The organism is Comamonas sp. GW821-FHT11H03 (assembly GCF_058807955.1).
This window is the reverse complement of record NZ_JBXARF010000006.1, coordinates 140,509-165,574: the sequence shown is the minus strand read 5'-3', so window position 1 is coordinate 165,574 and position 25,066 is coordinate 140,509. Positions and strand designations below refer to the sequence as shown.

Sequence of the window (25,066 nt, the reverse complement as noted above, 5' to 3'; positions counted from 1 at the left end):
TTGGCTCCTCAACCTGGGCTCGAACCAGGGACCTACGGATTAACAGTCCGGCGCTCTACCGACTGAGCTATTGAGGAAGAAGACCTAGATTATAGGGTGTAAAAAAGGGCTCGCAGGAAGTTCATCACAATTTCATCAAATTCTCTGTGCCTGATACCCAGAACAGGCCGCACCGTTCACGTGGATTGGTGGCGACGCTATGCTTTTGATGATTGAACAGTGTGGTGGCCCGGTGGTTGCTGCACGCCGTATTGATATATGACTGTACGTACCATTTTGAAGATGGGTGATCCCCGTCTGCTCAAGCTTGCCAAGCCGGTGACTGAATTTGATACGGATGCATTGCATCTGCTTCTCAAGGATTTGCTGGACACCATGCATGCTGCCAACGGCGCCGGTCTGGCAGCGCCGCAGATCGGCGAGGATTTGCAGATGGTGGTGTTTGGCTCGGGTGAGCCCAACCCTCGCTATCCGGATGCCCCCATAGTGCCCCGTACCGTGCTGATCAATCCAGTCATCACACCCATCGGTGAAGAGGAGCAGCTGGATTGGGAGGGTTGCCTGTCTGTACCCGGTCTGCGAGCCATGGTGCCACGCTGGAACAAGGTGCGCTACACAGGCTTCGATATCTACGGCGACCCGATCGACCGCACGGTCGAGGGCTTTCACGCGCGCGTGGTCCAGCATGAGTGCGACCACCTCTGGGGCAAGCTCTATCCGATGAGGGTGCGCGATTTCAGTCGTTTCGGCTTTACCGACGTGCTGTTTCCCGGCATCGCTCAGGCCGAGGAAGACTGATCGGCCACTGAGAAGCGGCTCCAGATTTCGCTTTTCTCTTCTCTACCGGATGCAAGACACAACGGGGAATGTGTCTTGCATCCTTTTGTTCTTTATAGAGGGCATGGAAGCATCCATGGGCCTGATCTGTGTCAATTTCCAGTGCCCGATCGCAGTCAGTGAGTGTGCCTTTTTGCTTTGGAAAGGTTCTGGTCAGCACTTTGTATACAAAACTGTAGACAATTTTGGTGTCCTGGCAACGTACAGTCTCGACTCATGCCCTTCTGGGTATGGCTTTGATTGCGTAATGGAATAGTCCGGCCTGCGGATGCCATGCAATCAAAGGAGATTGAAAGACTGACTTGGGTGAATGAAAGAGTGGTTTGCTCTTTTCCATAGGTCGGATCGCTCTCGCAGAAGAGCGACTGGCTGCAGCACAAGGCCTCGCTGGGGCGATCGGAAAAGATCGCTGCCGAAAAGAGTTGCTGCAAGTCGACCGGACAGAGCGAAAGGCCTCTAGAGCCTTGGTGGGTAGGTAATTTAGGAGACAAAGATGAACGATCAGACCGGAGCATCCAAGAATGCGGCCGTCAAGCGCCCCGAAGATGAGAATCTTGGCGTCACCGCCAACCTCATGTATGGCTTGCAACATGTGTTGACCATGTACGGCGGTATCGTGGCGGTGCCTCTGATCGTGGCTGAAGCGGCTGGTATGTCCGCTGCTGATGCCGGTCTGCTGGTGACCGCCTGCCTGTTCATGGGGGGTGTGGCAACCTTGCTGCAGACGCTGGGCATTCCTTTCTTCGGCTGCCGTCTGCCTCTGGTTCAAGGCGTTTCGTTTGCAGGCGTGGCCACCATGGTCAGCATCCTGCACACCGGTGGTGGCATGCAGGGCGTGCTGGGGGCCGTCATGTACGCCTCGGTACTGGGTCTGATCATTGCGCCGGTTTTTTCGCGCATCACCAAATTTTTCCCGCCCTTGGTCAATGGCTGCGTGATCACGGTAATCGGCATGTCGCTAATGCCTGTGGCTGCGCATTGGGCCATGGGCGGCAATGCCAAGTCTGCTGATTACGGCAGCATGGGCAATATCGGTCTGGCCGGTCTGTCGCTGTTCATGGTGCTGCTGTTCAGCAAGCTGGGCAATGCCATGCTGTCGCGCCTGTCGATTCTGGTGGCGATCGTGGTGGGCACCATCACGGCCGTCTTCATCGGCAAGGCCGATTTCTCGCAGGTGTTCAACGGTCCCATTTTTGCGGTGCCCACACCTTTGCACTTCGGCTGGCCCACTTTCGACATGGCGGCCACCATCTCCATGTTCATCGTGATTCTCGTGATCCTGGTGGAAACCTCGGCCGACGTGCTGGCCGTGGGTGAAATCGTGGACAGCCCCGTGGACGGTCGCCGTCTCGGTGACGGTCTGCGCGCCGACATGCTCTCCAGCATCGTGGCTCCCATCTTCGGCGGCTTCACACAAAGCGCTTTTGCACAGAACGTGGGCCTGGTGGCCGTGACCGGAATCAAGAGCCGTTTCGTGGTGGCTTTCTCCGGCCTGATCCTGATCGTGTTTGGCGTGCTGCCGGTGATGGGCCGCATCGTTGCCTGCGTGCCTCCCTCGGTGCTGGGCGGTGCCGGCCTGGTGCTGTTCGGTACCGTGGCTGCCAGCGGCATCCGTACCCTGGCCAAGGTGGAATACAACAACAACATGAATCTGATCATTGTTGCCACCTCGGTGAGCGCGGGTCTGCTGCCGGTGGTGGCTCCCAAGTTCTATGACCAGTTCCCTGCATGGTTTGCCACGATCTTTCACTCGGGCATCAGCGCAACCGCCCTGGTTGCCGTGACCCTGAACCTGCTCTACAACCACTTCAAGCAAGGCAATTCCGATCAGCCTTCCGTCTTTGAAGCCGGTTATGGCCGCGCCCTGAGCCAGCATGTGCTGGAAGCCCTGGCCGATGGCGACCGCGTCGAAGGTGGCAAGGTCTACGACAAGGAAGGCAAGGAAGTGCCCATCCTTCCGGTCAAGCCGGCACATGGCCATTGAGCCGAGATCAAAGTGCGCGCGGTGGGGTCTGACCCCGTCGTGATTTACACCGCTATCCCGAGGGATAGCGGTTTTTTTATGCCTGCCTCAGAAGCTGCGGACTCCAAGGAGTCCGAGGCAGGACGCCGGCGGCCCTTCAGTGAGACACGCCCAGGATGGCATGCAGGCGCGCACTGGTCGTCGTGTATTCCAGCAAAGGCTTGCTGCCTTGCAGGTATTCGGCGGCTGCAAACGCGGCCATGGTGGCTTCGTGGAAGGCGCAGAGGATCAACCGCTTCTTGCCGCTGTAGCTGACGATGTCGCCAATGGCATAAACCCCCGGGGCGCTGGTGGCAAGCGTTGCCGGATCCACCGCCAGTTGCTTGCGCGCCAGTGCCAGGCCCCAGTCCGTCAAAGGGCCCAGCTTGGGTGAAATGCCCTGGTATACCAGCAACTGTTCGACAGGCTGCGTATGTTCGTCGCCTTCGCCGTCCATCCATTGCACGGCCTCTAGTCGGCCGTCGCCGCGCCGCACTTCGGTGATCTGGCCGATCAGCACTTCAAGGGTGCCGGATTCGCGCAGTTGCTGCAGCTCGCTCAGTTGTGCAGGCTCGGCATTGAAGCTGTCACGGCGATGCATGAGAACGGTTCTGGCCGCGCTTGAACTGCAGGCAACGGCAGCTGCTACGGCCTCCTCATCGCCGCCATAGACCAGCACCTGACGGCCTGCGGCCATATCCAGCTGCTGCGGGTGATAGTGCAACTGGCCCGTGCCGAGTTCATCCACACCCGGTGCCTTGAGGGCCTTGGGCACGAACGCGCCGACGCCTGCGGCGATGAAGACGGTGCGGGTGTGGAACAGCGCTCCTGCCGTGGTGCCGAGCTGCCAGCGCCCGTCCTCAAGGGCCTGCAGGGTCTGTACTTGCTGCGACAGATGGCGGCTCACCTGCATGGGCGCGATCTGTTTTTCCAGCAGTTGCACCAGCTCCAGGCCGGTGCACACGGGTATGCCGGGAATATCGTAGATGGGCTTGTGCGCGTAGAGCTGGCTGCACTGGCCGCCCACATGGGGCAGGGCATCGATCAAATGGGCTTGAATGCCCTGCAGGCCAAGCTGAAAGGCCTGAAACAAACCCGCCGGACCTGCGCCAATGATGATGGCGTCGGTTTCCACGGCGGGTTGTAGTGAGAGGGAAGCGTTGGTCGTTGCGTTGGACAGGCTCATGCGGGCAAGCGTAGCGCAGTCCGCGCCCTGACTGGCTTAGCGCTCCAGCAAATCCACTTTGTTCGGCTTGCCATTCCACTCGTCGGCGTCGGGCAGCGAAGCCTTGCGCTTGGTGATGCTCTTCCAGCTCTTGAGCTGGGACAGATCCACGTTCAGCTTGATGAAGGCCAGTTGATCGGCAGGCACATCTTCTTCGGCAAAGATGGCATTGGCCGGGCACTCGGGAATGCAGACGGCGCAGTCAATACATTCATCGGGATCGATCACCAGAAAGTTGGGGCCTTCACGGAAGCAGTCCACGGGGCAAACGTCCACGCAATCGGTGTACTTGCACTTGATGCAGTTTTCGGTAACGACGTGAGTCATTGAGAATCTTCTTCTTGGGTGGGGATTGGTAAAACCCCGTGATTTTAGGTTTTTTCCCGCGCAGCGCCAGTGCCCGGCTGGATAAGGCCGTATGGAGATCTGGTTTGGCGGCCAGATCGCGGTTGCGGCCTTGTCTTCATTGGCTTCAGTTCACCAGCGCGGCACCGGCTGTTGCATTGCTGGCAGTGTCCACCAGAATCAGCGAGCCCAGCTGGCGGGCCTGGGTGAAGGGGGCGGCTGGAATGGCTTCCTGCAGTACCAGCTCCACCTGGCCGATGGCATTGGCCTCGAGCTGTTGGGCGTCTTCCTTGTCCAGTGTATTGATATTGAGGCGGTGCACCAGGCGGCGCGCCTTGGCCTTGACCCAGCGGTGGCCATGCAGCGCCCAGTAAACGCGACCGGGCACCAGGGGTTCGGTGTCCATCCAGGCCACGGTGACGGTGATCTCGCGGCTGCTGGGCCAGGGGCTTGCGGCAGCAGGGGCGTCAAAGTCATCCTCGGCAACGTCGGCTTGCACGGGGGCAGCAATGATCCAGTCGCCGCGCGAGACATCGACCTCGCGATCCAGCGTGATGCCGGCGGACAGGCCCGCAGTCACGTCCTTGGACGCGCGGGCATGGTCTATGACCTGGGCCACGGTCGCGAGTTGACCGCTGGGCAGAATCTGCACCTGGGTGCCGACCCGGGCAACGCCCGTGGCGACACGGCCCCAGAACACGCGGCGGCCCTGGCTGGTGTCGGACGAAGAAGAGAACTTCTCCACCCACTGCACGGGGAAGGCCAGTGCCAGATCGCTGTCGGTCGGTGTGTTGGGCAGTTGCTCCAGCAGTTGCAGCAGGCTGGGGCCGTGGTAGCCGGCCCAGCCGTCAGTGCTGTTGACCACGTTGTAGCCCTTGAGCGCGGACACGGGCACGGTGGCCGTGATATTGATGTCTGCGGAAGCGGTGAACTTCTGCAGCGCCGCGCTGATATGGGCAAAGGCCAGGGCCGGGTCTTGCACTGCGTCGAGCTTGTTGACGGCAAACACCAGCGAATTCACGCGCAGCAGATGGGCCAGCAGGCTGTGGCGGCGGGTCTGGGGCAGCAGCTCCAGATCGGCATTCCTCCAGTCCAGCTTGGTGGCATCGACCAGCACCACGGCGGCATCAGCGCTTGATGCGGCCGTCACCATATTGCGTGTGTACTGCTCGTGACCGGGCGCGTCGCCGATGATGAACTTGCGAGACTCGGTGGCGAAGTAGCGGTAGGCCACATCGATCGTGATGCCTTGCTCGCGCTCGGCGGCCAGGCCGTCGGTCAGCAGGGCCAGATCCGTCTCGCCGGACTTGGTGACGCCGGCCAGCTGATCCTGCAGCACGGCGCGTGTGTCCACCAGCAGGCGACCGATCAGCGTGCTCTTGCCGTCATCGACCGAGCCGCAGGTGATAAAGCGCAGCGCGCTGCTGTTATGCGCATCAAATTGGCCTGAAGCGCTTGATTGGTTTGCGCTAGCAGCTACGGAATTAATAGTTTCAGTCATCGCATTCTTTCCTCAAACAGGCATGTCCCAACTCAGAGACACCGAGGAAGCGCCGCCGCGCACCGAGGGTGTCGTCCCCTTCCGGAGCGAAGCTCCAGAGAAGGGGAAGGCGCGTAGCGCCTCAGGGGATGTCTTAGAAGTAACCGTCTTTCTTGCGCTTTTCCATGGACGCTTCGCTGGTCTTGTCGTCCATGCGCGTCGCGCCACGTTCGCTGACCTCGGCGCTCAGGGTTTCGAGCACGATGTCTTCGGCCGTTGCTGCCGTACTTTCCACGGGGCAGGTGCAGGTGATGTCACCCACGGTACGGAAACGCACATCGCGCTGCACGACTTCCTCGCCATCACGCGGCGGGGTCAGTTCGGTCACGGGCACCAGCAGGCCCTTGCGCTCCACCACATCGCGCTTGTGGGTGTAGTAGATCGATGGCAGAGCGATGTTTTCACGGGCGATGTACTGCCACACATCCAGCTCGGTCCAGTTGCTGATGGGGAAGACGCGGAAATGCTCGCCCTGTGCAATGCGGGTGTTGAACAGCGTCCACAGTTCGGGGCGCTGCGCCTTGGGCTGCCACTGGCCGAAGCTGTCGCGGTGGCTGAAGATACGCTCCTTGGCGCGGGCCTTTTCCTCGTCGCGGCGTGCGCCGCCGATCAGGGCATCGAAGCGGAACTCGTCAATCGCCTCCAGCAGCGTCACCGACTGGTGCACATTGCGCGATTCGCCAGGGTGTGCCAGACGCACGGTGCCGCGCGCCATGGAGTCTTCCACGCTGCGCACGATCAGCTCGGCGCCCAGTTCCTTGGCTCGCTGGTCGCGGAAATCGGTCACTTCGGGGAAGTTGTGGCCGGTGTCGATCATCAGCAAGGGATAGGGAATGCGGCCCGCGCCGAAGGCCTTTTCGGCGCAGCGCAGCATGACCAGCGAATCCTTGCCGCCCGAAAACAGCAGCGTGGGACGTTCAAAGGTGGCGGCCACTTCGCGCAGGATGAAAATGGTTTCTTCTTCCAGTGCATCCAGGTGGCGGTTGCTGAGATGGCTCAACACGGAAGTATCCACACGAGCGTTCATTTTTTATCCAATCAAATAATGCTGTAGCGCTTATAGATATTGGGCTAGCAGCTATCTTTTTTATTAATCAATACCTAGACACTGGCGCAACCTGAACAAGAGGCGGCGAGCAAGGGCAGCCCCGCAGCGATGCTAGCGCCCCCCATTCGTGCAGCGAGAGAGGGGGAATCCGCAAAGCGGCTCAGGGGGTTAGTGCGATAAATGCAGGCCGCACTCGCGGTTGTCTTCACCCTTGGTCGGGTCCACATAGTCAAAATTGTTGGGCAGGCCGTGCTTTTCGCAGTATTCGTACAGATCCTTGGACGACCAGTGCAGCAGAGGTGCAACCTTGATCAGGCCGTCGGGATTGATGCTCACGGGCTCCATCTGTGCTCGCACGGCGGTGTCAGTGGCGCGCAGAGCGGTGAACCAGACCTTGGGAGCGGTTTCGCGCAGGGCGCGGGCAAAAGGCTCCAGCTTCACTTCTTCGGTGAAGGCCGCATGGCGCGGATCGTCCAGCGCCGGCGTGGCGCCTTCCACGGCCTCGCGGTGGGCGCGTGAGCGCAGCGGCAGGTAGATCTTGAGATTGAGCCCAAGTTGCCTGGTCACCGCATCGGCAAACTGATAGGTGGCTTCGGTGTTGTAGCCGTTGTCCATCCAGACCACGGGCACGTCGGGGTTGGCGCGCGTCACCATGTGCAAGATCACAGCCTCGAAGGGGCGGAAGTTGGTGGTGACTATGGTGGGCTGACCCAGGCCCACGGCCCAGTTCACCAGCGCCTGGGCGTCGCGGCCCAGTTCGGCATTGATTTGTGCCAGATCCAGGTCGAGGGCGCTTACGGGGGCGAGCTGGCTCATGCTTGCACCTCTACGAAATGGGGCTGTGTGTGCACGGCATCGGCCTGGTAGAAACCGCCAAAGCGCTCGAACTGACGCTTGGCATCGGCAGCGTCCACGCCTTCGCGCAGCACGGCGCTGCTGAAGCCCGTGCGTTCCATCTGAACCAGCTGGTCGATCAGCACATCGCCGGTGGCACGGATGTCGCCCGCAAACTTCAGACGGCGGCGCAGCAGATAGGCCTGGCTGAAGGCGCGGCCGTCGGTGAAGTTGGGGAAATGCAGATCCACCTGCGTGATGCCGTCGAGATTGACTTCGAGGGCGTTCACATCGTTGGCCAGCACCAGCACATTGCCGGTGCTCTCGCTGGGGGCCTGGTATTCGTTGCTTGCCAGAATTTTCATGACTCTATCCTTGTTCTTATGGCTTCAGGCCAGCGCTTCTTCTTCGGCTTCCACAGGGTGGCGGGCTGCCTTGGCGGCCTCCTTGAAGGGGTCCAGGCCGATGCGGCGCACGGCGTCGATGAAGTGCTCGCCGGGCTGGCGCAGGTCGCGATAGGTGCTGAGCACGGCCTCGATCACATCGGGCACTTCGGCTGCGCTGAACGAGGGGCCGATGACCTTGCCGGCCACGGCCTGGCCGGACAGGGTCGAGCCGTCGGAGCCGCCCAGCGTGACCTGATACCACTCCTTGCCGTCCTTATCCACGCCCAGGATGCCGATATGGCCGCTGTGGTGGTGGCCGCAGCTGTTGATGCAACCGCTGATATGCAGATCGATCTCGCCGATGTCGTCCAGCTCGTCCAGATCCTGGTAGCGAGCCGTGATGGCGTCGGCAATCGGCAGGCTGCGGGCGTTGGCCAGCGCGCAGAAGTCACCGCCGGGGCAGGCGATCATGTCGGTGAGCAGCGCCACATTGGTGCTGGCCAGTCCCAGGGCCTTGGCCTCGGTCCACAGCGCGTGCAACTGGCCGACCTGCACCCAGGGCAGCATCACGTTCTGGTCGTGCGTCACGCGGGCTTCGCCGGCAGAGAACTTGTCCACCAGATGAGCCAGTGCGTCGAGCTGTTCGCTTTGTGCATCGCCGGGGGCCTGGCCCACACGCTTGAAGGACAGGGTCACGGCGCGCAGACCGGCCACGCGGTGGGCGTGGACGTTGCGGGCAATCCAGCGTGCAAAGGCGGGTTCCTTGGCGGTCTGGGCAATCAGGGCCTGCTCATCGCCTGCGGCATCGGCCACCACGGGCAGGGTGGGCGTGGTGAACATGGCAGACACGCGATCGAACTCGGCCTGGGGCACGGTGTGGGGGCCGCCGTCCACTTCGACGATCTGGCGGAATTCCTCTTCCACAGCGTCGATATAGGCCTGGCCTTCAGCCTTGACCAGAATCTTGATACGGGCCTTGTACTTGTTGTCGCGGCGGCCCAGCTCGTTGTAGACGCGGACGATGGCCTCGATGTAATTCATGATCTGGTTCCAGGGCAGGAACTCGCGGATCACGGTGCCGATCACGGGCGTGCGGCCCATGCCGCCGCCCACAAAGACCTTGAATCCGATCTCGCCGGCCTCGTTCTTGACCATGTGCAGGCCCACGTCATGCCAGCCCGTGGCGGCGCGGTCTTCGCTGGCGCCGGTGATGGCGATCTTGAACTTGCGTGGCAGAAACGCGAACTCGGGGTGCAGCGTGGTCCACTGACGCAGAATTTCTGCGTAGGGACGGGGGTCGATGATCTCGTCGGGAGCGATACCGGCCAGCGCATCGGTGGTGGTGTTGCGGATGCAGTTGCCGCTGGTCTGGATGCCGTGCAGGTTCACGGATGCGAGCAGATCCATCACGTCGGCGGACTTGCTCAGCGGAATCCAGTTGAACTGCACATTGGTGCGGGTGGTGAAGTGGGCGCAGTTCTTGGGCAGATAGGTCGTGCCCAGCTTGCCCTGGCCTTCCAGAGCCTGTTTGAAGACTTCGGCCTCGGGCTCGTCGTACTCACGGGCCACCTTGGCCAGCACACGGATCTGGGCCGAGTTGATTTCGCCGTAGGGCACGGCCACGCGCAGCATGGGGGCATAGCGCTGCACATACCAGCCGTTTTGCAGGCGCAGCGGGCGGAAGTCGTCTTCCGTGAGCTTGCCTGCCTGCCAGCGTTGGAGCTGGTCACGGAACTGGTCGGCGCGTTGCTTGACGAACGCTTTGTCGAAATCGGTGTATTGATACATGTCTTCAGTTCTTCCGTGGAGCGTATGCCCTGCCGCGGGCGGCATTGCACTTGGATCGTTGGACTGAACTGTAGAGAGGCTTTATATAAAAACAAACGATTATTTAGTGCTTCATATATATCTGAATGAATATGTGAAGAGCCGCCGAACGCTCGTACGGAGCGCTTTAACCAATTTCCTTTCTGCGCGCTTGCATTTTGTGAGTGGCCCTGCGCCGGGCATTCTCTAGAATCAAGGCTTGTTCAATGATTGAGGCGCCTGGATTGAAAGCGGGTGCCTGACTATGGAAATAGCCATACTTTTCGCTCTCATCTGTCTGAACGGCGTCTTCGCCATGTCGGAAATTGCGCTGGTCACCGCCCGCAAAAGCCGCATGCAGAAACTGGTGGATGAGGGCGACAGCGGCGCTGCAGCTGCTATCAAACTGGGAGAGGATCCGACGCGCTTCCTCTCCACCATCCAGATCGGTATCACCTCCATCGGCGTGCTCAACGGCATCGTCGGCGAAGCCGCCCTGGCTGGCCCTCTGGCCATCTGGATGACCGAATCCGGCATGCAGGCCAAGACCGCAGGCTATGTCTCCACCGGCCTGGTGGTGGTGCTGATCACCTACTTCTCCATCGTCGTGGGCGAGCTGGTTCCCAAGCGCCTGGGCCAGACCCATCCCGAGGCCCTGGCGCGCCTGATCTCGCGTCCCATCAACTTCCTGGCCCTGGCTACCAAACCCTTTGTCTGGTTGTTGTCGGCATCGACGCGCGGCCTGCTCAAGGTCCTGGGCGTCAAGGAGAGCAATGGCAGTGTGGTGACCGAAGAGGAAATCCAGGCCATTTTGGTGGAAGGCCACACGGCCGGCGTGATCGAGTCGCAAGAGCACACCATGGTGCGTAATGTGTTCCGTCTGGACGATCGCCAGATTGGCTCGCTGATGGTGCCGCGCAGCGATGTCATCTGTCTCGATATCGACGAGAGCCTGGAGGAGACTCTGGCCCGTGTCGAACAGGCCGACCATGCGCGCTTCCCCGTCGTGCGCGGCGATATGAACAATATCGTGGGCGTGCTCAATGCCCGCCAGTGGCTGACGCAGGCCTTGCTCAACAAGAGCCAGCAGGCGCTCAAGGACCAGCCTCTGCAGGCTGCCCTCTATGTGCCCGAGACCATTACCGGCATGGAGTTGCTGGACAACTTCCGCACCTCCGATCTGCATATGGCCTTTGTGATCGACGAGTACGGCGAGGTGCAGGGCATTGTCACTCTGCAGGATCTGATCGAGGCAATTACTGGTGAATTCCAGCCGCGTGATCCAGAAACCAGCTGGGCCGTGCAGCGCGAAGACGGCAGCTGGCTGCTGGACGGCCATATTCCCGTGCCCGAACTCAAGGACCGCCTGAGCCTGCATACCGTGCCCGAGGAAGAGCGCGGCCGCTATCACACCCTGAGCGGCATGATCATGCTGCTGCTGGGTCGCGTGCCCACCGAGGCCGACGTGGTGGAGTGGGAGGACTGGCGCTTTGAAGTCGTGGACATGGACGGCAAGACGCTGGACAAGGTGCTGGCGAGCAAGCTGGAGCCCCTGGTCACAGTGGCATCGTTAAGCAGCGAATAAACCCGGCTTCAGAATCAGGCCCGAAACGGCACGCAGCACTTCTCCGTAAGCGCTGCGTGCTTTTTTTTGCGGGTGGCTTACCTGGGTTGCTGCAGGCAGCGGCTCCACAGGCGCTGCGTACCCAGGGCCTGAGCCAGCCTGGCATCCAGCGGCAGTGGCTCGCCATGCAGGCGTGCCGCCAGCAGCTCGCCGCACAGCATGGACAGCGTCAGCCCGCGTGAGCCCAGCCCCGTCAGCACCCACAGGCCCGGTAGATCGGCTGCCGACTGCCCGGCGGGGCCTGCCAGCGGCAGACGGTCATAGGCCGCGCAACGCAGCCGCGCCCAGGTGGCGGGGCGCTGGTCAGCATCGAAGAAGGAGCGCAGCGCCTGCCTGCACCCGGGCAGCAAAGCGGCCAGCTTTTCGCCATTGCTGGCATGGGCGGACTGCTGGTCGGCGGCGGTGGGCGGCAGCTCGGTCACATCGCGCTCGAAGGTCGATCCCATGATCCACAGGTGCGTGCCGGCCTGATCGGCCGAGGGGAAGTCCGGCACCAGATTGCCATGACCGTTGACGGGGAAGGGCGGCATGGCCGCCAGCGTCCCGGCATCGTGCTCGGCCATGCTGACCTGGCCGCGTATGGATTGCAGCTCCCATTGCCCTGCGGCCAGGCCGCTGGCTTGCAACAAGGGCTTGGTGTCCGGGCCAAGGGCCAGCACCAGCATGGGGGCTTCGGCCAGGGTCTGGCCCTGCGCATCCAGCACTTGCCAGATATTGCCGACTTCATCGCGCACCAGACGCGAAGCTCGGGCATGGCCCTGCCAATGAATCCCGGGGGCTTGCAGCAGCGCGCGCACCAGTTGTGCAGGGCGTACCCAGCCAGCCTGCTCATGCCAGACGGCGTGGCTGTCAGCAGGCAGCTTTGCCGCTGCCAGCTGAGTCGGCAGCGCAGGCGCACTCCAGTGCTGGCCCCAGGGGTGGGTCTCGCTGCCGGGTTGCAGCCATGACCTGGGCAGATGGGAGGGCTCGTTCAGGTCATGCTCCAGCACGCCGCCATGGGCCCAATCCTGGGCCGGATGCAACTTTTGTGCTTGGCTCAGTTGCTGCAGATTCTGTAGCGTTGTGCGTACGCCGCTTCTGGACAAGCGCGATAGAACACTGTCATCAGGCGAAATATGCGGGCAAAACAAGCCGGCTGGCAGGCCTGATGCTCCTGCCGCGGGCTCGGCTGCCGCATCCAGCACCGTCACTTCCCAGCCGCGTCTGGCCAGACTGGCGGCAGTGGCGGCACCAGCCAGGCCCGCACCCAGCACCAGGCAGCGGCCGGCATGGCCCACGGGCGCAGGCAGGCCGTCCGGGCGATGGCGCGGCTCCCATGACGGGTTGTAGGCTGCATGCAGGTTATGGCGCTTGGGCGGCACGCCAGCGTGCTTCTTGACTTCGAAACCCTGCGCCTTGAGCGCCTGGCGCACATGGCCGGCCACGCACCAGGTGGCAAGCTGCGTGCCGCGGCGGCAATGGCGGGCAATGTTCTTCATGGCATCTTCATCCCACATCTCGGGGTTGAGCTGGGGAGAGAAGCCATCCAGATACACGCTGTCCGCCGTCATCTGCTGCTTGCGCAGCATGGTCCTGGCATCGCCTATATGGAGCGTCAGCAGCACCTGGCCGTCGTCAAACGACAGGCGATGCACGCCGGGCAGCAGTCCCCACCATTGCTCGGCCAGTTGTTCGCCAAGCGGTCGCAGCTCCTCATCGGCTGGCAAAAACGCGAGCAGATCCTCGCGCGAGACAGGGTAGGCCTCCACCGAGACAAAATGCAGAATGCGCGGACGTTTGTGGTCGGCTTTCCATGCCGCCCAGGTGACCAGGAAATTCAGGCCGAAGCCAAAGCCGGTTTCCAGAATGCGCCACTGCGCTGCATCGGCCCAGGCAGCTGGAAGATCGCAGCCACCGAGAAAAACCTGGCGAGCCTGGTCGAGGCCGCCGAACTCGCTGTGATAGCGATCGCCGAATCTGGAGCTATAGGGGGTGCCATCCGGCATCCATGTGATCGGTTCAGACATGGAAAGTGAAACTACATGGGTAATGCATGGCGCAGTCTAGTTCAGAGCAGCCAAGCAAGGGCCGCCCCGCAGCGATGGCTGCGTCCCCCTCCTGCGTAGCAAGAGAGGGGGAAGGCGCGCAGCGCCACAGGGGCGTCTCGATCACTCCCAGCGCTGCTGGTACGAAAAAACCGGCAGGCGCCATTTAAAACGAATGGCGGCCAGACGGAAGGCCAGACCGCCGGCAAAACACACGATGGTGCTGATATTGGGGCTGACATCCAGGTAGCGCAGGCCCAGGAACATCAGGCATACGCACAGCGACACGCTGGCATACAGCTCGCGGCGGAACACCACGGGAACCTGGTTGCAGAGCACATCACGCAAGATGCCGCCGCTGATGCCGGTAATCATGCCGGCCATGATGATGACGATGGTGGGGTAGCCCAGCTCCAGCGCGGTATTGCAGCCGATCAGCGAAAAGGCGATCAGCCCCATGGCATCCAGCAGCAAAAACACCTGCTTGAGTCGGTGCATATGGCGTGCAATCACGGTGGTCAGCAGACCGAAGCTGATGACCAGATACACATATTCAGGGTGCTGGGTCCAGCCGATGGGGTAGTGGCCCAGCACCATGTCGCGGATGGTGCCGCCGCCCAGGGCGGTGACGAAAGCGATGACGACGACGCCAAAGATATCCATATTGCGCCGGCCTGCGGCGAGTGCGCCGGACATGGCTTCGGCGGTAATGGCCACCAGATAGATGACCAGCATGACGGTGAAGTTGGAGGCCTGGAACGAGTCCAGCAAAGAGACGGAAGGAAGCATGAAGGCACTTGAAAATAGACCAGCCACTCACATCGGCGGGAGTGTCCGGCTTGCCTCTCCCGCTGTCCTTTTACCTGAGAGTTGCGCACGAACACCTTCGTGGTGCGCATGCTTGCCCCTTCGGTGAGCCCTGCAGACTTGTGGTTGCGGGCTGCTCTCCAGTTGGCGATATCCGGGTCCTGTCAGACCCACCTGCGGTACTTGTTGCCTGAGCGATTATGGGAGTTTGCGCCTTCGGCGGGAACCCTTGAAAGGCTCCGCTCTCCCGCGGGATGGGCGCGATTTTAGCCAGTTTTAGCGACTTTATTCGGGTTAATACCTGTGTGGGTGTGGTTCTGCGGCTGCCGACTCAGGGCGCCAAAGGCCGCCCCTAGCGGCTCTGCTCCCTTACCCCGACACCTGTATACATACAAGCGGCTCTAAGTATGGGACAAGTATCAGCCTGGGCTTGGCCGCAATGGCGATAGGAGCCTGCCTGTCACTACTATGCGAGGCGTTGGCCCCCATCGAATATTGACGTAGTCAAAGCTCAACGCATACGCAGCAGAAGGTCATCCTTAACTATGAACTGGTGCCATAGAGCGGCGGCTGCATGAAGACCCACGGCAGCGAATACCAAGTTCGCTCCTGCCTCGTGAATCTCCTTGATGCTGCGGCCCAGTGGCACATCGACAGTCAACGGCAATGTCCAAGAGGCCCCGAAAAAAGCAATGGGCTTACCAGACCAAGCCAAGGCCAATACGCCCAGCACCGGCATACCCAGCATCAACAGGTACAGCAACCAGTGCATAGCGTGAGCAGAAATCTCCATCCAACGAGGACCTGGGGGCAGCGGCGGCACTTGGACGCTGGCGCGCACCACAAGGCGGATTGTCATGAGCAGCAATACGGCGAGGCCAAAGCTCTCATGCCATAGAGTCATCTGCGCACGATCAGCTGACCCCTTTGGGAAAAAGCCCTTGAGCTCGATGGCAGCGACTGCGAGCGCTGCTGCGACGAAAACCAGCCAGTGCAACAGCACCAGCGAGCGAGGATATGAGTCTGAACGGGTCATTGTTGATTCCTTATCTTTCGGCGAAGAACGTGGTGATATCCGTCATTCATCACGTTGCGTCGAATTGGTTTGATTCAGATTGCAGGGCAGAAAACGTCGAGGGTAGATCCAGGCTGCATTAATCATCAAAATCCCACATCTCATGCAAGTCCAGCCGCAGACGACTGTCGCTTTCCAGCGTGTCGATGTGTGACATGCGCTCAGCCAGCACTGCCTCAGCGAGCACCCGGCGTGCCGCCAGCAGATCGGCTAATCCAGATTCACCGGCACGATAGGCTCGCATTGCTCTGTCGGTCGCACTGCGCTGAAGCGTCACTGTTTGAGCCTGTGCCGTGGCTGCCGCACGCTTTCCTTTCAACTGACTCCAGAGCACATCGAACTCGGCGCGCAGTCGCCTCTCCACCGCCAAACGGCGTGACAGTGCCGCGTCGGCATCAGCCAGCGCAGCCGCTGCCTGCGATTGTCGATGTACCGAACCTATTGGCAAACTGATGCTGATGCCTGCAATACGTTCGGAGCCACCACGCTCGCTAGTCGCAAACACTCCGACTGTGGGATCGGGGCGGCGCTCGAGATCCGTGCGGTGGGCCTGGTGCAGCGCCAAGGCCTCCTCGGACTGTGCCAGTAGATACTCATGGCTGTGCTCTATGTAGCGCAAACGCAGCTGAGTCTCTGATCCGCTCGGGGGTGTGGGCAAGGTGGCCGCATCAGTGGAAGTGCCGGCCATGGGACACAGATCGGGAAACCGCGCACAGAGATCGGCCCTTGCCGAGGTCTGTGCAGCCTCCGCCCCTGCCAGTGCTGCTTGCATGCGGGCCTGCTCGGCGGCGGCCAACTCGGCTTCAAGTCTGGCCGCGTCGCCAACACGCAGGCGACGCTCGGTGATGTGGGCCAATTCCGCAGCGGCATCGGCATTGCCCTGCGCCGCCTGGCGGGCCTGACCAGCGCGTAGAGCCGCGAACCATAAAGCCAGCAACTGACGTGCCGTTTCGTGCCGGGCGTCTTGCGCTGCCAAACGGCCTGTGGCTCTAGTTGCCTCGGCTAGCTCTGCATCAACTGCGGCCTTTCCCCAAAGTCGCAGTGGTCGCTCTATCGCGATCTGGCCTTCAGTAAAGCGCTGACCGGAGCCATCATGGGTCCAACGGCGCTGACCACTAGCTCTGACTACCGTTTCATGAGTGCCAACGCGCAGACCGTCGGCTCGAGCCTGAGCGCCCCTTCGTGCTGCGTCGGCCGCTTGCACGGTAGGCGACTGTTCTACTGCCATGCGCACTGCCGCCTCCGAAGGCAGGTAGCTCTGAGCCTGGGCTGCACTCGTAAAAAGTAGCACTGCGACGCAGGCATGAAGCAGACGATTTTTCATCGGCAAACTCAGAAAATACGATTTGGAGTTACCCAGGGCGCTATTGCAAAAAGCGTTTGCAGCTTTCATTTTTGTACTCCCTTAGCACTGCGTGCTACGCCAAAGCGCTCAAACAGCAGTGGCAACAACAGCGAGGTCAGAGCCGTGGAACTAATCAATCCCCCTGCCACGACGACGGCCAACGGACGCTGAATTTCCGAGCCAGGGCCAGTAGCCAGCAGCAGCGGCACCATGCCCAGGGCCGTGATGCAGGCCGTCATAAGCACAGGCCTGAGGCGGTCGCGCACGCCTTGGCGTACAGCCTGGGTCAGCTCCATCCCTGACGCCAGCAGTGCGTTGAAGTGCGAAACCAGCACCACGCCGTTGAGCACGGCAATGCCCAGCAGTGCAATAAAGCCCACAGAGGCGGGCACCGACAGGTATTCGCCACTGATGCGCAATGCGGCCATGCCTCCCACTAGTGCGAACGGAATGTTGGCAATGACCAGCAAGGCCTGTCGCATTGAGCGGAAGGTGAGAACCAGCAACACGAAGATCGCCGAGAGCGCCACAGGCACGACCAACGCAAGGCGGGCGGCCGCGCGCTGCTGGTTTTCGAACTGGCCCCCCCAGACAATGCGCAGATCCTTGAGGGCGGGGTCGGCAGTCACAGATGCCTGGGCCTCGTTGACGAAGCTTGCGAGATCGCGTCCTTCGACATTGACCTGAACCACGGCGAAGCGTGCTCCGTCCTCATGGTCGATACGTACCGGTCCGTCCTGAGGGGAAAGTGTCGCTAGCGAAGTGAGTGGCCAGGTGGTCCCGTCGGGGGCGGTCACAAGAAGGCTTGCCAGGCCTTCGGGTGAGTGCCGCAGCGCCGTTCCACCACGAAGCAGTAGCGGCGTACGTACCATGCCTTCGGGCACGATGCCTATACGATCGCCCTCAATCAATGCGCGTAACTGGGCCTGCAAGGCATCACCAGAAAAGCCGGATTGACCAAGTGCAGCACGATTGAGAACGACTTGCAGGTATTGCACTCCGCTGTTGCTGGGTGCAATGACTTCGGCGGCACCGGAGACGGTGCGCATGCGTGCAGCAATCGCCTGGGCTGCAGCATCGATCTTGGCTAAGTCGGAGCCGAAGATTTTGATGGCCACGTCGCCTCGCGAGCCCGTCAGCATCTCGGACACGCGCATCTCGATGGGTTGCGTAAAGCCGTAGATCAGGCCCGGAAAGCCTTCCATCACGCGGCGGATGGCATCTGCAATATCTTCCTTGCTGCCACGCCATTGAGCACGTGGCTTGAGCACAAGAAAGGTGTCGGTCTCGTTGAGGCCCATTGGATCCAGCCCTAGGTCGTCTGAGCCCGTGCGGGCTACGATGGAGCGGATTTCTGGAACTTCTTTAAGCAGCGCTTGCTGCACGCGCTGGTCCATATCCAAAGAAGCGGGTAACGATATCGACGGAGCCTTCTGCAACTGAACGATAAGATCGCCTTCGTCCATGGTCGGCATAAAGGTCTTGCCGACGGACAGATACAGGGCCGCCGCACCAGCGAGTGTTGCCACGGCGATGCCGAATACTGCGCGTCGGTGCGCGAGACTCCAGGCCTGCATCCAGGCAAAGCTGCCCGCCAGTTTTCGCATCAGCCAGGGCGCATCACTGGCATGCGAGCGCAACAGTAGTGAAGCCAGTGCTGGAACAACAGTAAATGCGATGAGTACAGACGCGCCAAGGGCCAGAACGATGGTCAGGGCGACTGGAGCGAACAGCTTGCCTTCCAGGCCTTGCAGCGTCAGCAGCGGCAGGAACACAATGGCGATGATGGAAACGCCTGCCAGCATGGGGGCAGACACTGCCGATACGGCATCCCGGATCAGGCCGAAACGGTCCACGGACCCTGCCGAAGACGCATCTTCTTGACTGTGAGCCAGTGCTGTCTCGATGTTCTCCACCACCACCACCGAGGCATCCACCAACATGCCCAAAGCGATGGCCAGACCCCCCAGGCTCATCAGATTGGCCGTCAGGCCCACGTAGCGCATGAGTAGGAATGTGACCAGCATGGACAGAGGGAGTGTGGCCGCCACTACCAATGCAGCGCGCACGCCGCCAAGGAACAGATAAAGGATGACGACTACGAGCACGCTGGCTTCGACCAATGCGCGCACCACAGTGCCGGCAGCACGCGAAACTAGTTCGCCTCGGTTATAGAACACCTGGATGCTCATCCCTTTGGGCAGGCGCGGTTCCAGTTCGTCCAGTCTGGCCTGCACTGCATCGACCAGACTGCGAGCATCCACGCCGCGCAGTCCCAGAACCAGTCCTTGGACGGCTTCCCCATGTCCGTCGCGACTCACAGCGCCATTGCGAGTGGCCTCGCCCAGGCGTACCGTCGCCACATCACCTACCGTGGCTGCAACCTGTCCGTTTCTGGCCGGAACGATCACGACGGCCCGCAAATCGTCGAGCCCGCGCACGCCACCTTCCACGCGCACCACCCAATGCTCCTCACCTCGGTCCAGTCGGCCTGCTCCATCGTTGCGATTGTTGGCTTCGAGTGCCTGACGCAACTGGTCCAAGGTCACGCCACGCGCACGCAGCCTCGCAGGGTCGGGAATCACCTCGTAGCCCCGTACCACGCCGCCCAAGGCACTCACGTCGGCAACGCCGGCGACAGTGCGCAAGGCCGGCCGTATCACCCAGTCCAGCACACGTCGGCGTTCGGCCAGAGAGTAGGTGTCGCCATCAACCGTAAACATGAACATCTCGCCCAACGGCGTGGTGATGGGGGCCAGCCCTCCTTCTGCGGTAGCAGGCAGGTCGCGCTGTATGCCGGCCAGCCTTTCGGAGACCTGCTGGCGAGCCCAGTAGACGTCCGTACCCTCGGCAAAATCCACAGTCACGTCGCTGATGCCGTACTTGGAAACCGAGCGCACGATGGTCTTGTGCGGCAGACCCAGTAGCTCCTGCTCGACGGGCGTGGAGACGCGCTGCTCCACCTCTTCAGGCGTCATGCCCGGCACCTTCAGGATCACTTTGACCTGGGTTGGTGAGATGTCGGGGAACGCATCTATGGGCAGATGCACATAGGCCCAGGCGCCCGCCAGTGCCAGTGCCAGGGCTGCGAGTAGCACTAGAGCGCGCTGACGCAGCGAAAAATCGATCAGCCTAGCCAGCATCACTGACCTCCGGACAGCAGGTTCTTGAGCGCAGCGATACCTGCAATCGCAACCTCCGCATTTGCTGGGAGCACTCCGCGCACCACGGCTGTAGCTTCGTCTCTGGTTTCCACCGACAAGGGGGCGAAGCGCACGCCCTTGGCCGCGCGAATGAACACACCGGTCTGGCCTTGCCAGTACACCAGTGCTGAGGCGGGGATGCGCAGACGGTTTCCTGCTTTCGACTGCGCCTTCTCGGTGTCTGAATCTTTCAACGTCAAGATGGCTGTAACACTTTCTCCCAAGCGCAGATCCCCGTTCTTGATTAGTGCAACACGCACACGCATCCCTGCGCTACCGTCGCCAACTGGTGCAATACCCTCGACACGGCCTGCGGCGCCGCGAGTGATGACCTGCACACTGTCACCTACAGCGGGCAGTGGAACCTCTCGACCCAGTAGCAAATCAAGTTCCAACGCCTTGGGATCAGCCACTCTCACCAAGGGTGCCGATGCATCGACACGTGCGCCTGGTTGGACCATGACTTCAGTCACAATGCCTGCTCGTGTTGTCAGCAACTGCGCCTCATTCCCAGCCAGCTTGACACCACTGGAAGCCAGCTCGGCGCGTCGGGCTTGTGCCATGGCCGCAGCCTCGGTGGCGCGTGCCTGTGTTGACTGCCATCGACTGGCAGCGATGATGCCGTCTTCATGGAGCAATCGGTCTCGCGTCAGGGATTGCTGTGCCAGCCGTGACTGTGACTCGGCTTCCGCCACTGCGCGACGCGCTTCATAAAGCTGAGGGCTGGTGAAAGTCACCACGGGCTGACCCGCTCGCACGGACTGGCCTACAGCTACCAGCACACGTGGCAGCGCCCCCGCATAAGGCGCAGCCACAACAACCTGAGCATCGGGTCTCAGAACCACACGTGCATGAGCTGAAATATTGAGCTCGTCAGAACTCTGGATGGATTGGAAGCGCACGCCCAAGGTACGCGCCTGCTCAGGGGATAGAGACACGGCCTCGGCGGCCATGCCTGCGACTGGCAGCGCAAGTGCGCCGGCCAACAGCCATTGGTGGAAGAACATTCCTGACTCCGGAAAAAGAAAAGACATGCATCCATGCGCTTGCATGGATGCTGGCAAGCCTGCGAGGGGCCTGGGAGGTCAGGAAAATTGAGGCGGAGCTTGGGCCGGAGATGGTCGTATGACGCGACCTTGCCAGCGTGAAAGTCTGTGCGCCGGCTCGGGGGGGGATGTGGGCCTTGCGGCAGTGCAACGCATGAGCGAGGCACGCAGACCCCAAGTCAGCAGAGTTAGGCCAATAACGGCCAACAGTGGGACAGGGAGCAGATCTAGTGGTTGCAGTGCATTTTGCACGTCAACTTCAAAAGGCTCGGATTGAGCTTGATGGACATCGTGGTCACTGAGAGAGTCGTGCCCAGTGAACAGATGGAAATGAGAATCAGCAATTCTGGAAGGTGTCGTGTGCACATGCAGGCCAGATTGATTCGGAGTCCCGAAGTGGCCGTGCAGAAGCGGTATCAGCAGTTGCGCCGCCATGATCAGCAGCAGCAATGCGCTCCGCAGAGAAAGTCTCTGAATTGCACGCGACATGTCATTAATTGTACAGCTGCGATTTGATTTGCAGTGCAACAGAATAATTCTATTGAAGAGGCTCCATATTCAATAAATCAAAGGAAAAGGCGTCCTGCGGTTTTGAAATGATTGCCTCCCACCTGGCCCCGCTCAAATGTTTGCTATGCCATAGGCAGCTACTAAATTTCTCCGATTGTCGAAGCGTGGTCATCTGTGTGCATTGCTACCCGCGCACATTCCCGTCACCAGGACGAGAGCTAGACCATCTAAAGTCCAACGCTACTGAGAGCGCTGGTGGCTAGTGGGCCGCTTCTGGATGGAAATCAATATCAAGCGGCCAGAACCTGATGATGGATCTCAGTCTGAGGCCGACTACTGGCACCTAGGTCGGCTTTGCAGGATGGATTCAACCGGTCGTTGCAACACATTAACTACCGGATAGGCGGCAGGAGTGCTGCAAATGACGCGGCGACCCCGAATCTACTATTCGGACAGCCGGAAGGCGCTGATGCGGGAGCGCTGAAAGCAAGGCTGGACGTTGCATGAGATCGGCAAGCTCTTTGATCGCGCCCACTCTTCGATCCATCGAATCCTGGCCGAGACAGGTGGAATCCGTCACGCCCAACTGGTACGGGCCACAACCGCATTGACGCTGGCCGAACGAGAAGAGATCTCGCGAGCCATCGTGGCGGGGGCATCGATTCGGGCCATCGCTGCACGACTGGGACGAGCACCATCGACAATCAGCCGGGAGATCAAGCGCAATGGTGGGCACCTCAGCTATCGTGCGAACCAGGCAGATGCAGCTACCTGGGACCGAGCGAGGCGCCCCAAGTGCTGCAAACTCGTTGCGAGTCGCGCATGGGTCCAAACCGTGGCCCACAAGTTACGGGTGCTGTGGTCGCCGCAGCAGATTGCTGGCTGGCCCAAGCAGACTTATCCTTGCGACGAGAGCCACCACGTGTCCCACGAAACCATCTACCGCAGTCTGTTCATTCAAGCGCGTGGCGTCTTCAAGAAGGAACTGTTGCAACACTTCAGACGTACTTTCAGGCGTGCCGGCACGCTACATGGCATGCGCGCCGGTCAAGTTGCGGCCACGAGTGGAGTTTGGGAACGCTATGCGAATAGGGCGCAAATGTGCTCGCAAGAAGCAAACAATCCTCAAGCTGCCTTAGACGTAGCGGCTAGACAAAGCCCATGCCGGCACACAATTGCGCCACATTTGGCGCAAAAATGGCGTCGAACACCTTCACTTCGTTTTTAAGAAAACCATGCGTGTACTTGTTGTAGAAGACGATCCCGCCCTGCGTCTGGGCATCAGCCGCATGCTTCAGGCCGAGGGCTGGCAGGTGGACATCGTCACGGATGGAGAATATGCCCTTTCCGCATCGGCAACGCAGGACTACGACGCGGCTGTGCTGGATCTGGGTCTGCCACGGCGCAGCGGTCTGGAAGTGCTCTCGCGCTGGCGCAACCAGGGCAAGGATCTAGCCGTGCTCATTCTCACCGCCAACGACGGGCTGACTAGCCGGGTTCAAGGTCTGAACAACGGCGCGGACGACTATTTGGCCAAACCCTTCGAGCCCGAAGAACTGGTGGCGCGCCTGCGCGCCATCACCCGCAGACGCAGCGGCAATACCAGCAATCTGCTGAGCCTGGGGCGCTTGCGCTTCAATACCGACACCAAGGAACTGCACAGTGATGGGGAACGCTTGGCTCTGAGTCCGCGAGAGGCCGCGCTGCTAGAGCTTTTGATGTCCTCGCATGGCAGTGCCGTGCCCAAAGCGCGCATCATTTCGGCCATGTCGAGCTGGGAGAGCAACTTCAGCGCCAACTCGGTAGAGATCTACATCCTCAAGCTGCGCCGCAAGCTGGCACCTGCTGGAGTCAACATCGTCACCCTGCGTGGCGTAGGCTACGCGCTGGAGCTACTGTGAGCACGACGCCTCCAAGCCGCGCCAACCTCAACCCTCTAGGCTGGATCAATCCCAGCTTGCTCAAGCAGTTGATGCTGCCCGTGGTCTCGCTATGGGTGGCCTGTGCCTTGTTAGCTACCAGTGCGGCCTATCTGCTGGCAGGGCGAAGCACCAATACCTCGTTCGACCGCTTACTGGCCGATGATGCGAAGGCCCTGTCTGCCCAACTACGCTGGAATGACGGTGTGGCCAGCTTTGTCGCAAGCAAGGAAACCGCGGATTCGCTGGTGTTCGACTCACTATCTCTGAGCCACTACTCAGTGCACACGGCCAACGGACGCACGCTCATGGGCGATATGCATCTGGAAATTCCCGAGGTCGAGGCCCGAACCGACCAGCAGGCCATCTTCTTCGACCACACGGGCAGCAGCAGCCATGCCACTCTGCGCGTGGTGGCACAGCGTTTGCAGCCGTCCCCCAGCGATGAGGCTGTATGGGTAGTGGTGGCGGAGTCCAAGGAAAAGCGCAGACAGGTCAAGGACGAGATCGCCACCGCAATCTTCCTGCCCGCGCTGATCGTCGGCTTCATCATCATTCCGCTGTTCTACTACAGCATTCGCAGAGCACTCTCCCCCACGCGCCAGCTCAGTGCCCTGGTCGTAGCTCACGGCGACGACAACCTTTCCCCCCTTCCCGTGGAGCAAGTCCCGCAGGAGCTGCGAGAGCTGGTCGCGCACACCAATTCGCTGCTGCAACGACTGCAGGCGTCGGTCAGCGAGCAGCGCCGCTTCATTGCCGATGCGGCACACCAACTGCAAACCCCCATGGCCGGAATTCGGCTGCTGGTCGGTGACATGCGACGCATTCAGAAAGCCGACCCCACACAACCCATGGATGCCGAGGTTCTGGCTCAACTCGATGAAGTGGCTACACGCGGCGCGCGCATGGTCAAGCAATTGCTGGCGTTTGCCCGTGTAGCTGAAGACTCTGCGGCCGAGCCCGAGCATTTCGATGCAGTGGAGGCTGTACTGGAGCCTGCCGCTCGCTGGCGCGGCCTTGCCCTAGCTGCAGGCAAGAGCTTGCAGCTGGAAAACCATGTTGACCCCATGCAGGAGTTCATGCTCCATGGTTCACCGGTGCTGCTGGGCGAAGTGATTTCCAATCTGTTGGACAACGCCATTCGCTATGGCGGGCCACAGATCAAACTACGGTTGAACCATCACGACAGCACGCTGATAGTCCAGGTGCAAGACGATGGCCCGCCGCTGGATGAATATGCACGCGAGCACCTGCTATTGCCTTTCTGGCGCGGCAATCATGGCTTGCCCGAAGGCTCGGGCCTTGGCCTGTCCATTGCCCAGCGCATCGTAGAGCGTCTTGGCGGGCGCTTTGTCGTTATCGACAAACCTGGGCTCGGTGCCTGCTTTGAAATTACGCTGCCCTGCGAGGTACGGCACTTACTCGCATTAGAGGAGCGCAAGCCAGAGGGCGACTGAGGACTTCAAGCTGATGTAAAGCTTGTGGGGCTT

General features: G+C 60.9%; 18 protein-coding genes, 1 tRNA gene, 1 pseudogene and 2 riboswitches. Of the genes and pseudogenes, 6 read left to right on the top strand and 14 right to left on the bottom strand.

Annotated features, from left to right (window positions below; all coding sequences use genetic code 11):
- Window position 1: 1 nt before the first annotated feature.
- Window positions 2-77, bottom strand: a tRNA-Asn gene (locus AC1RTQ_RS15045).
- 181 nt (window positions 78-258) lie between these two features.
- Between AC1RTQ_RS15045 and def the strand changes: the two genes are divergently transcribed.
- Entirely contained in the window at window positions 259-798 is a 540-nt protein-coding gene (gene def / locus AC1RTQ_RS15040) for a peptide deformylase (RefSeq protein WP_003080185.1), read from the top strand.
- Between the two features lie 532 nt (window positions 799-1,330).
- Complete coding sequence (locus AC1RTQ_RS15035; RefSeq protein WP_302089943.1) at window positions 1,331-2,821, top strand: nucleobase:cation symporter-2 family protein; 1,491 nt, start codon at window positions 1,331-1,333, stop codon at window positions 2,819-2,821.
- 136 nt (window positions 2,822-2,957) lie between these two features.
- Here the strand turns inward: AC1RTQ_RS15035 and AC1RTQ_RS15030 are convergent, their stop codons facing one another.
- The 7 genes from AC1RTQ_RS15030 to AC1RTQ_RS15000 form a co-directional block, all read right to left on the bottom strand.
- Window positions 2,958-4,025 carry an NAD(P)/FAD-dependent oxidoreductase gene (locus tag AC1RTQ_RS15030; protein WP_492876893.1) on the bottom strand — a complete coding sequence of 356 codons (1,068 nt, stop codon included), beginning with the start codon at window positions 4,023-4,025 and terminating at the stop codon, window positions 2,958-2,960.
- 36 nt (window positions 4,026-4,061) lie between these two features.
- Window positions 4,062-4,391 carry a ferredoxin FdxA gene (gene fdxA / locus AC1RTQ_RS15025; RefSeq protein WP_003053491.1) on the bottom strand — a complete coding sequence of 110 codons (330 nt, stop codon included), beginning with the start codon at window positions 4,389-4,391 and terminating at the stop codon, window positions 4,062-4,064.
- Between the two features lie 145 nt (window positions 4,392-4,536).
- Window positions 4,537-5,910 (bottom strand): sulfate adenylyltransferase subunit 1, encoded by a 1,374-nt coding sequence (locus AC1RTQ_RS15020; protein ID WP_492876890.1) that lies wholly within the window; start codon window positions 5,908-5,910, stop codon window positions 4,537-4,539.
- A 133-nt stretch (window positions 5,911-6,043) separates the two neighbouring features.
- Entirely contained in the window at window positions 6,044-6,976 is a 933-nt protein-coding gene (gene cysD / locus AC1RTQ_RS15015) for a sulfate adenylyltransferase subunit CysD (protein WP_492876888.1), read from the bottom strand.
- A gap of 189 nt (window positions 6,977-7,165) precedes the next feature.
- A complete protein-coding gene (locus AC1RTQ_RS15010; RefSeq protein ID WP_302089947.1) occupies window positions 7,166-7,813 on the bottom strand; it encodes a phosphoadenosine phosphosulfate reductase domain-containing protein in 648 nt (215 codons plus the stop codon).
- Window positions 7,810-8,196: a DUF934 domain-containing protein gene (locus AC1RTQ_RS15005; protein ID WP_492876886.1), complete on the bottom strand. Its 387-nt coding sequence runs from the start codon at window positions 8,194-8,196 to the stop codon at window positions 7,810-7,812. Before AC1RTQ_RS15005 ends, AC1RTQ_RS15010 begins: the two co-directional genes overlap by 4 nt.
- A gap of 24 nt (window positions 8,197-8,220) precedes the next feature.
- Entirely contained in the window at window positions 8,221-10,005 is a 1,785-nt protein-coding gene (locus AC1RTQ_RS15000) for a nitrite/sulfite reductase (RefSeq protein ID WP_304349510.1), read from the bottom strand.
- 283 nt (window positions 10,006-10,288) lie between these two features.
- Here AC1RTQ_RS15000 and AC1RTQ_RS14995 point away from each other — a divergent pair, with 283 nt between their 5' ends.
- Complete coding sequence (locus tag AC1RTQ_RS14995; RefSeq protein WP_492876884.1) at window positions 10,289-11,608, top strand: hemolysin family protein; 1,320 nt, start codon at window positions 10,289-10,291, stop codon at window positions 11,606-11,608.
- Between the two features lie 77 nt (window positions 11,609-11,685).
- Here AC1RTQ_RS14995 and mnmC read toward each other — a convergent pair whose 3' ends face one another.
- The 6 genes from mnmC to AC1RTQ_RS14965 all read right to left on the bottom strand — a co-directional run bounded on the left by mnmC (window position 11,686) and on the right by AC1RTQ_RS14965 (window position 21,108).
- Window positions 11,686-13,653: a bifunctional tRNA (5-methylaminomethyl-2-thiouridine)(34)-methyltransferase MnmC2/FAD-dependent 5-carboxymethylaminomethyl-2-thiouridine(34) oxidoreductase MnmC1 gene (mnmC, locus tag AC1RTQ_RS14990; RefSeq protein WP_492876882.1), complete on the bottom strand. Its 1,968-nt coding sequence runs from the start codon at window positions 13,651-13,653 to the stop codon at window positions 11,686-11,688.
- A 141-nt stretch (window positions 13,654-13,794) separates the two neighbouring features.
- Window positions 13,795-14,460, bottom strand: a complete 666-nt coding sequence (locus AC1RTQ_RS14985; protein ID WP_302089951.1) for a trimeric intracellular cation channel family protein — start codon at window positions 14,458-14,460, stop codon at window positions 13,795-13,797.
- A gap of 52 nt (window positions 14,461-14,512) precedes the next feature.
- A riboswitch (glycine riboswitch) is annotated at window positions 14,513-14,632 on the bottom strand.
- 13 nt (window positions 14,633-14,645) lie between these two features.
- Window positions 14,646-14,738: riboswitch (glycine riboswitch) on the bottom strand.
- Window positions 14,739-14,989: 251 nt separating this feature from the next.
- The gene (locus AC1RTQ_RS14980) at window positions 14,990-15,514 is read right to left on the bottom strand and encodes a cytochrome b (protein WP_302089952.1); all 525 of its coding nucleotides are present in this window, start codon (window positions 15,512-15,514) and stop codon (window positions 14,990-14,992) included.
- 118 nt (window positions 15,515-15,632) lie between these two features.
- On the bottom strand, window positions 15,633-16,877 hold the full coding sequence (locus AC1RTQ_RS14975; protein ID WP_492876879.1) for a TolC family protein: 1,245 nt from the start codon (window positions 16,875-16,877) through the stop codon (window positions 15,633-15,635).
- Window positions 16,878-16,942: 65 nt separating this feature from the next.
- Window positions 16,943-20,041 (bottom strand): efflux RND transporter permease subunit, encoded by a 3,099-nt coding sequence (locus tag AC1RTQ_RS14970; protein ID WP_492876877.1) that lies wholly within the window; start codon window positions 20,039-20,041, stop codon window positions 16,943-16,945.
- A complete protein-coding gene (locus AC1RTQ_RS14965) occupies window positions 20,041-21,108 on the bottom strand; it encodes an efflux RND transporter periplasmic adaptor subunit (RefSeq protein ID WP_492876875.1) in 1,068 nt (355 codons plus the stop codon). Before AC1RTQ_RS14965 ends, AC1RTQ_RS14970 begins: the two co-directional genes overlap by 1 nt.
- 970 nt (window positions 21,109-22,078) lie before the next feature.
- Here AC1RTQ_RS14965 and AC1RTQ_RS14960 point away from each other — a divergent pair.
- The 3 genes and pseudogenes from AC1RTQ_RS14960 to AC1RTQ_RS14950 all read left to right on the top strand — a co-directional run.
- Window positions 22,079-22,666: pseudogene (locus AC1RTQ_RS14960) on the top strand (transposase); the annotation flags it as partial.
- Window positions 22,667-22,892: 226 nt separating this feature from the next.
- A complete protein-coding gene (locus AC1RTQ_RS14955) occupies window positions 22,893-23,558 on the top strand; it encodes a response regulator transcription factor (RefSeq protein ID WP_492876873.1) in 666 nt (221 codons plus the stop codon).
- Entirely contained in the window at window positions 23,555-25,033 is a 1,479-nt protein-coding gene (locus AC1RTQ_RS14950; protein WP_492876871.1) for a sensor histidine kinase, read from the top strand. Before AC1RTQ_RS14955 ends, AC1RTQ_RS14950 begins: the two co-directional genes overlap by 4 nt.
- The last annotated feature ends 33 nt before the right edge of the window (window positions 25,034-25,066 follow it).

Coding starts and splice junctions, on each gene's coding strand:
- def (WP_003080185.1), top strand. CDS start 259: ATGACTGTACGTACCATTTTGAAGATGGGTGATCCCCGTCTGCTCAAG.
- AC1RTQ_RS15035 (WP_302089943.1), top strand. CDS start 1,331: ATGAACGATCAGACCGGAGCATCCAAGAATGCGGCCGTCAAGCGCCCC.
- AC1RTQ_RS15030 (WP_492876893.1), bottom strand. CDS start 4,025: ATGAGCCTGTCCAACGCAACGACCAACGCTTCCCTCTCACTACAACCC.
- fdxA (WP_003053491.1), bottom strand. CDS start 4,391: ATGACTCACGTCGTTACCGAAAACTGCATCAAGTGCAAGTACACCGAT.
- AC1RTQ_RS15020 (WP_492876890.1), bottom strand. CDS start 5,910: ATGACTGAAACTATTAATTCCGTAGCTGCTAGCGCAAACCAATCAAGC.
- cysD (WP_492876888.1), bottom strand. CDS start 6,976: ATGAACGCTCGTGTGGATACTTCCGTGTTGAGCCATCTCAGCAACCGC.
- AC1RTQ_RS15010 (WP_302089947.1), bottom strand. CDS start 7,813: ATGAGCCAGCTCGCCCCCGTAAGCGCCCTCGACCTGGATCTGGCACAA.
- AC1RTQ_RS15005 (WP_492876886.1), bottom strand. CDS start 8,196: ATGAAAATTCTGGCAAGCAACGAATACCAGGCCCCCAGCGAGAGCACC.
- AC1RTQ_RS15000 (WP_304349510.1), bottom strand. CDS start 10,005: ATGTATCAATACACCGATTTCGACAAAGCGTTCGTCAAGCAACGCGCC.
- AC1RTQ_RS14995 (WP_492876884.1), top strand. CDS start 10,289: ATGGAAATAGCCATACTTTTCGCTCTCATCTGTCTGAACGGCGTCTTC.
- mnmC (WP_492876882.1), bottom strand. CDS start 13,653: ATGTCTGAACCGATCACATGGATGCCGGATGGCACCCCCTATAGCTCC.
- AC1RTQ_RS14985 (WP_302089951.1), bottom strand. CDS start 14,460: ATGCTTCCTTCCGTCTCTTTGCTGGACTCGTTCCAGGCCTCCAACTTC.
- AC1RTQ_RS14980 (WP_302089952.1), bottom strand. CDS start 15,514: ATGACCCGTTCAGACTCATATCCTCGCTCGCTGGTGCTGTTGCACTGG.
- AC1RTQ_RS14975 (WP_492876879.1), bottom strand. CDS start 16,877: ATGAAAAATCGTCTGCTTCATGCCTGCGTCGCAGTGCTACTTTTTACG.
- AC1RTQ_RS14970 (WP_492876877.1), bottom strand. CDS start 20,041: ATGCTGGCTAGGCTGATCGATTTTTCGCTGCGTCAGCGCGCTCTAGTG.
- AC1RTQ_RS14965 (WP_492876875.1), bottom strand. CDS start 21,108: ATGTTCTTCCACCAATGGCTGTTGGCCGGCGCACTTGCGCTGCCAGTC.
- AC1RTQ_RS14955 (WP_492876873.1), top strand. CDS start 22,893: ATGCGTGTACTTGTTGTAGAAGACGATCCCGCCCTGCGTCTGGGCATC.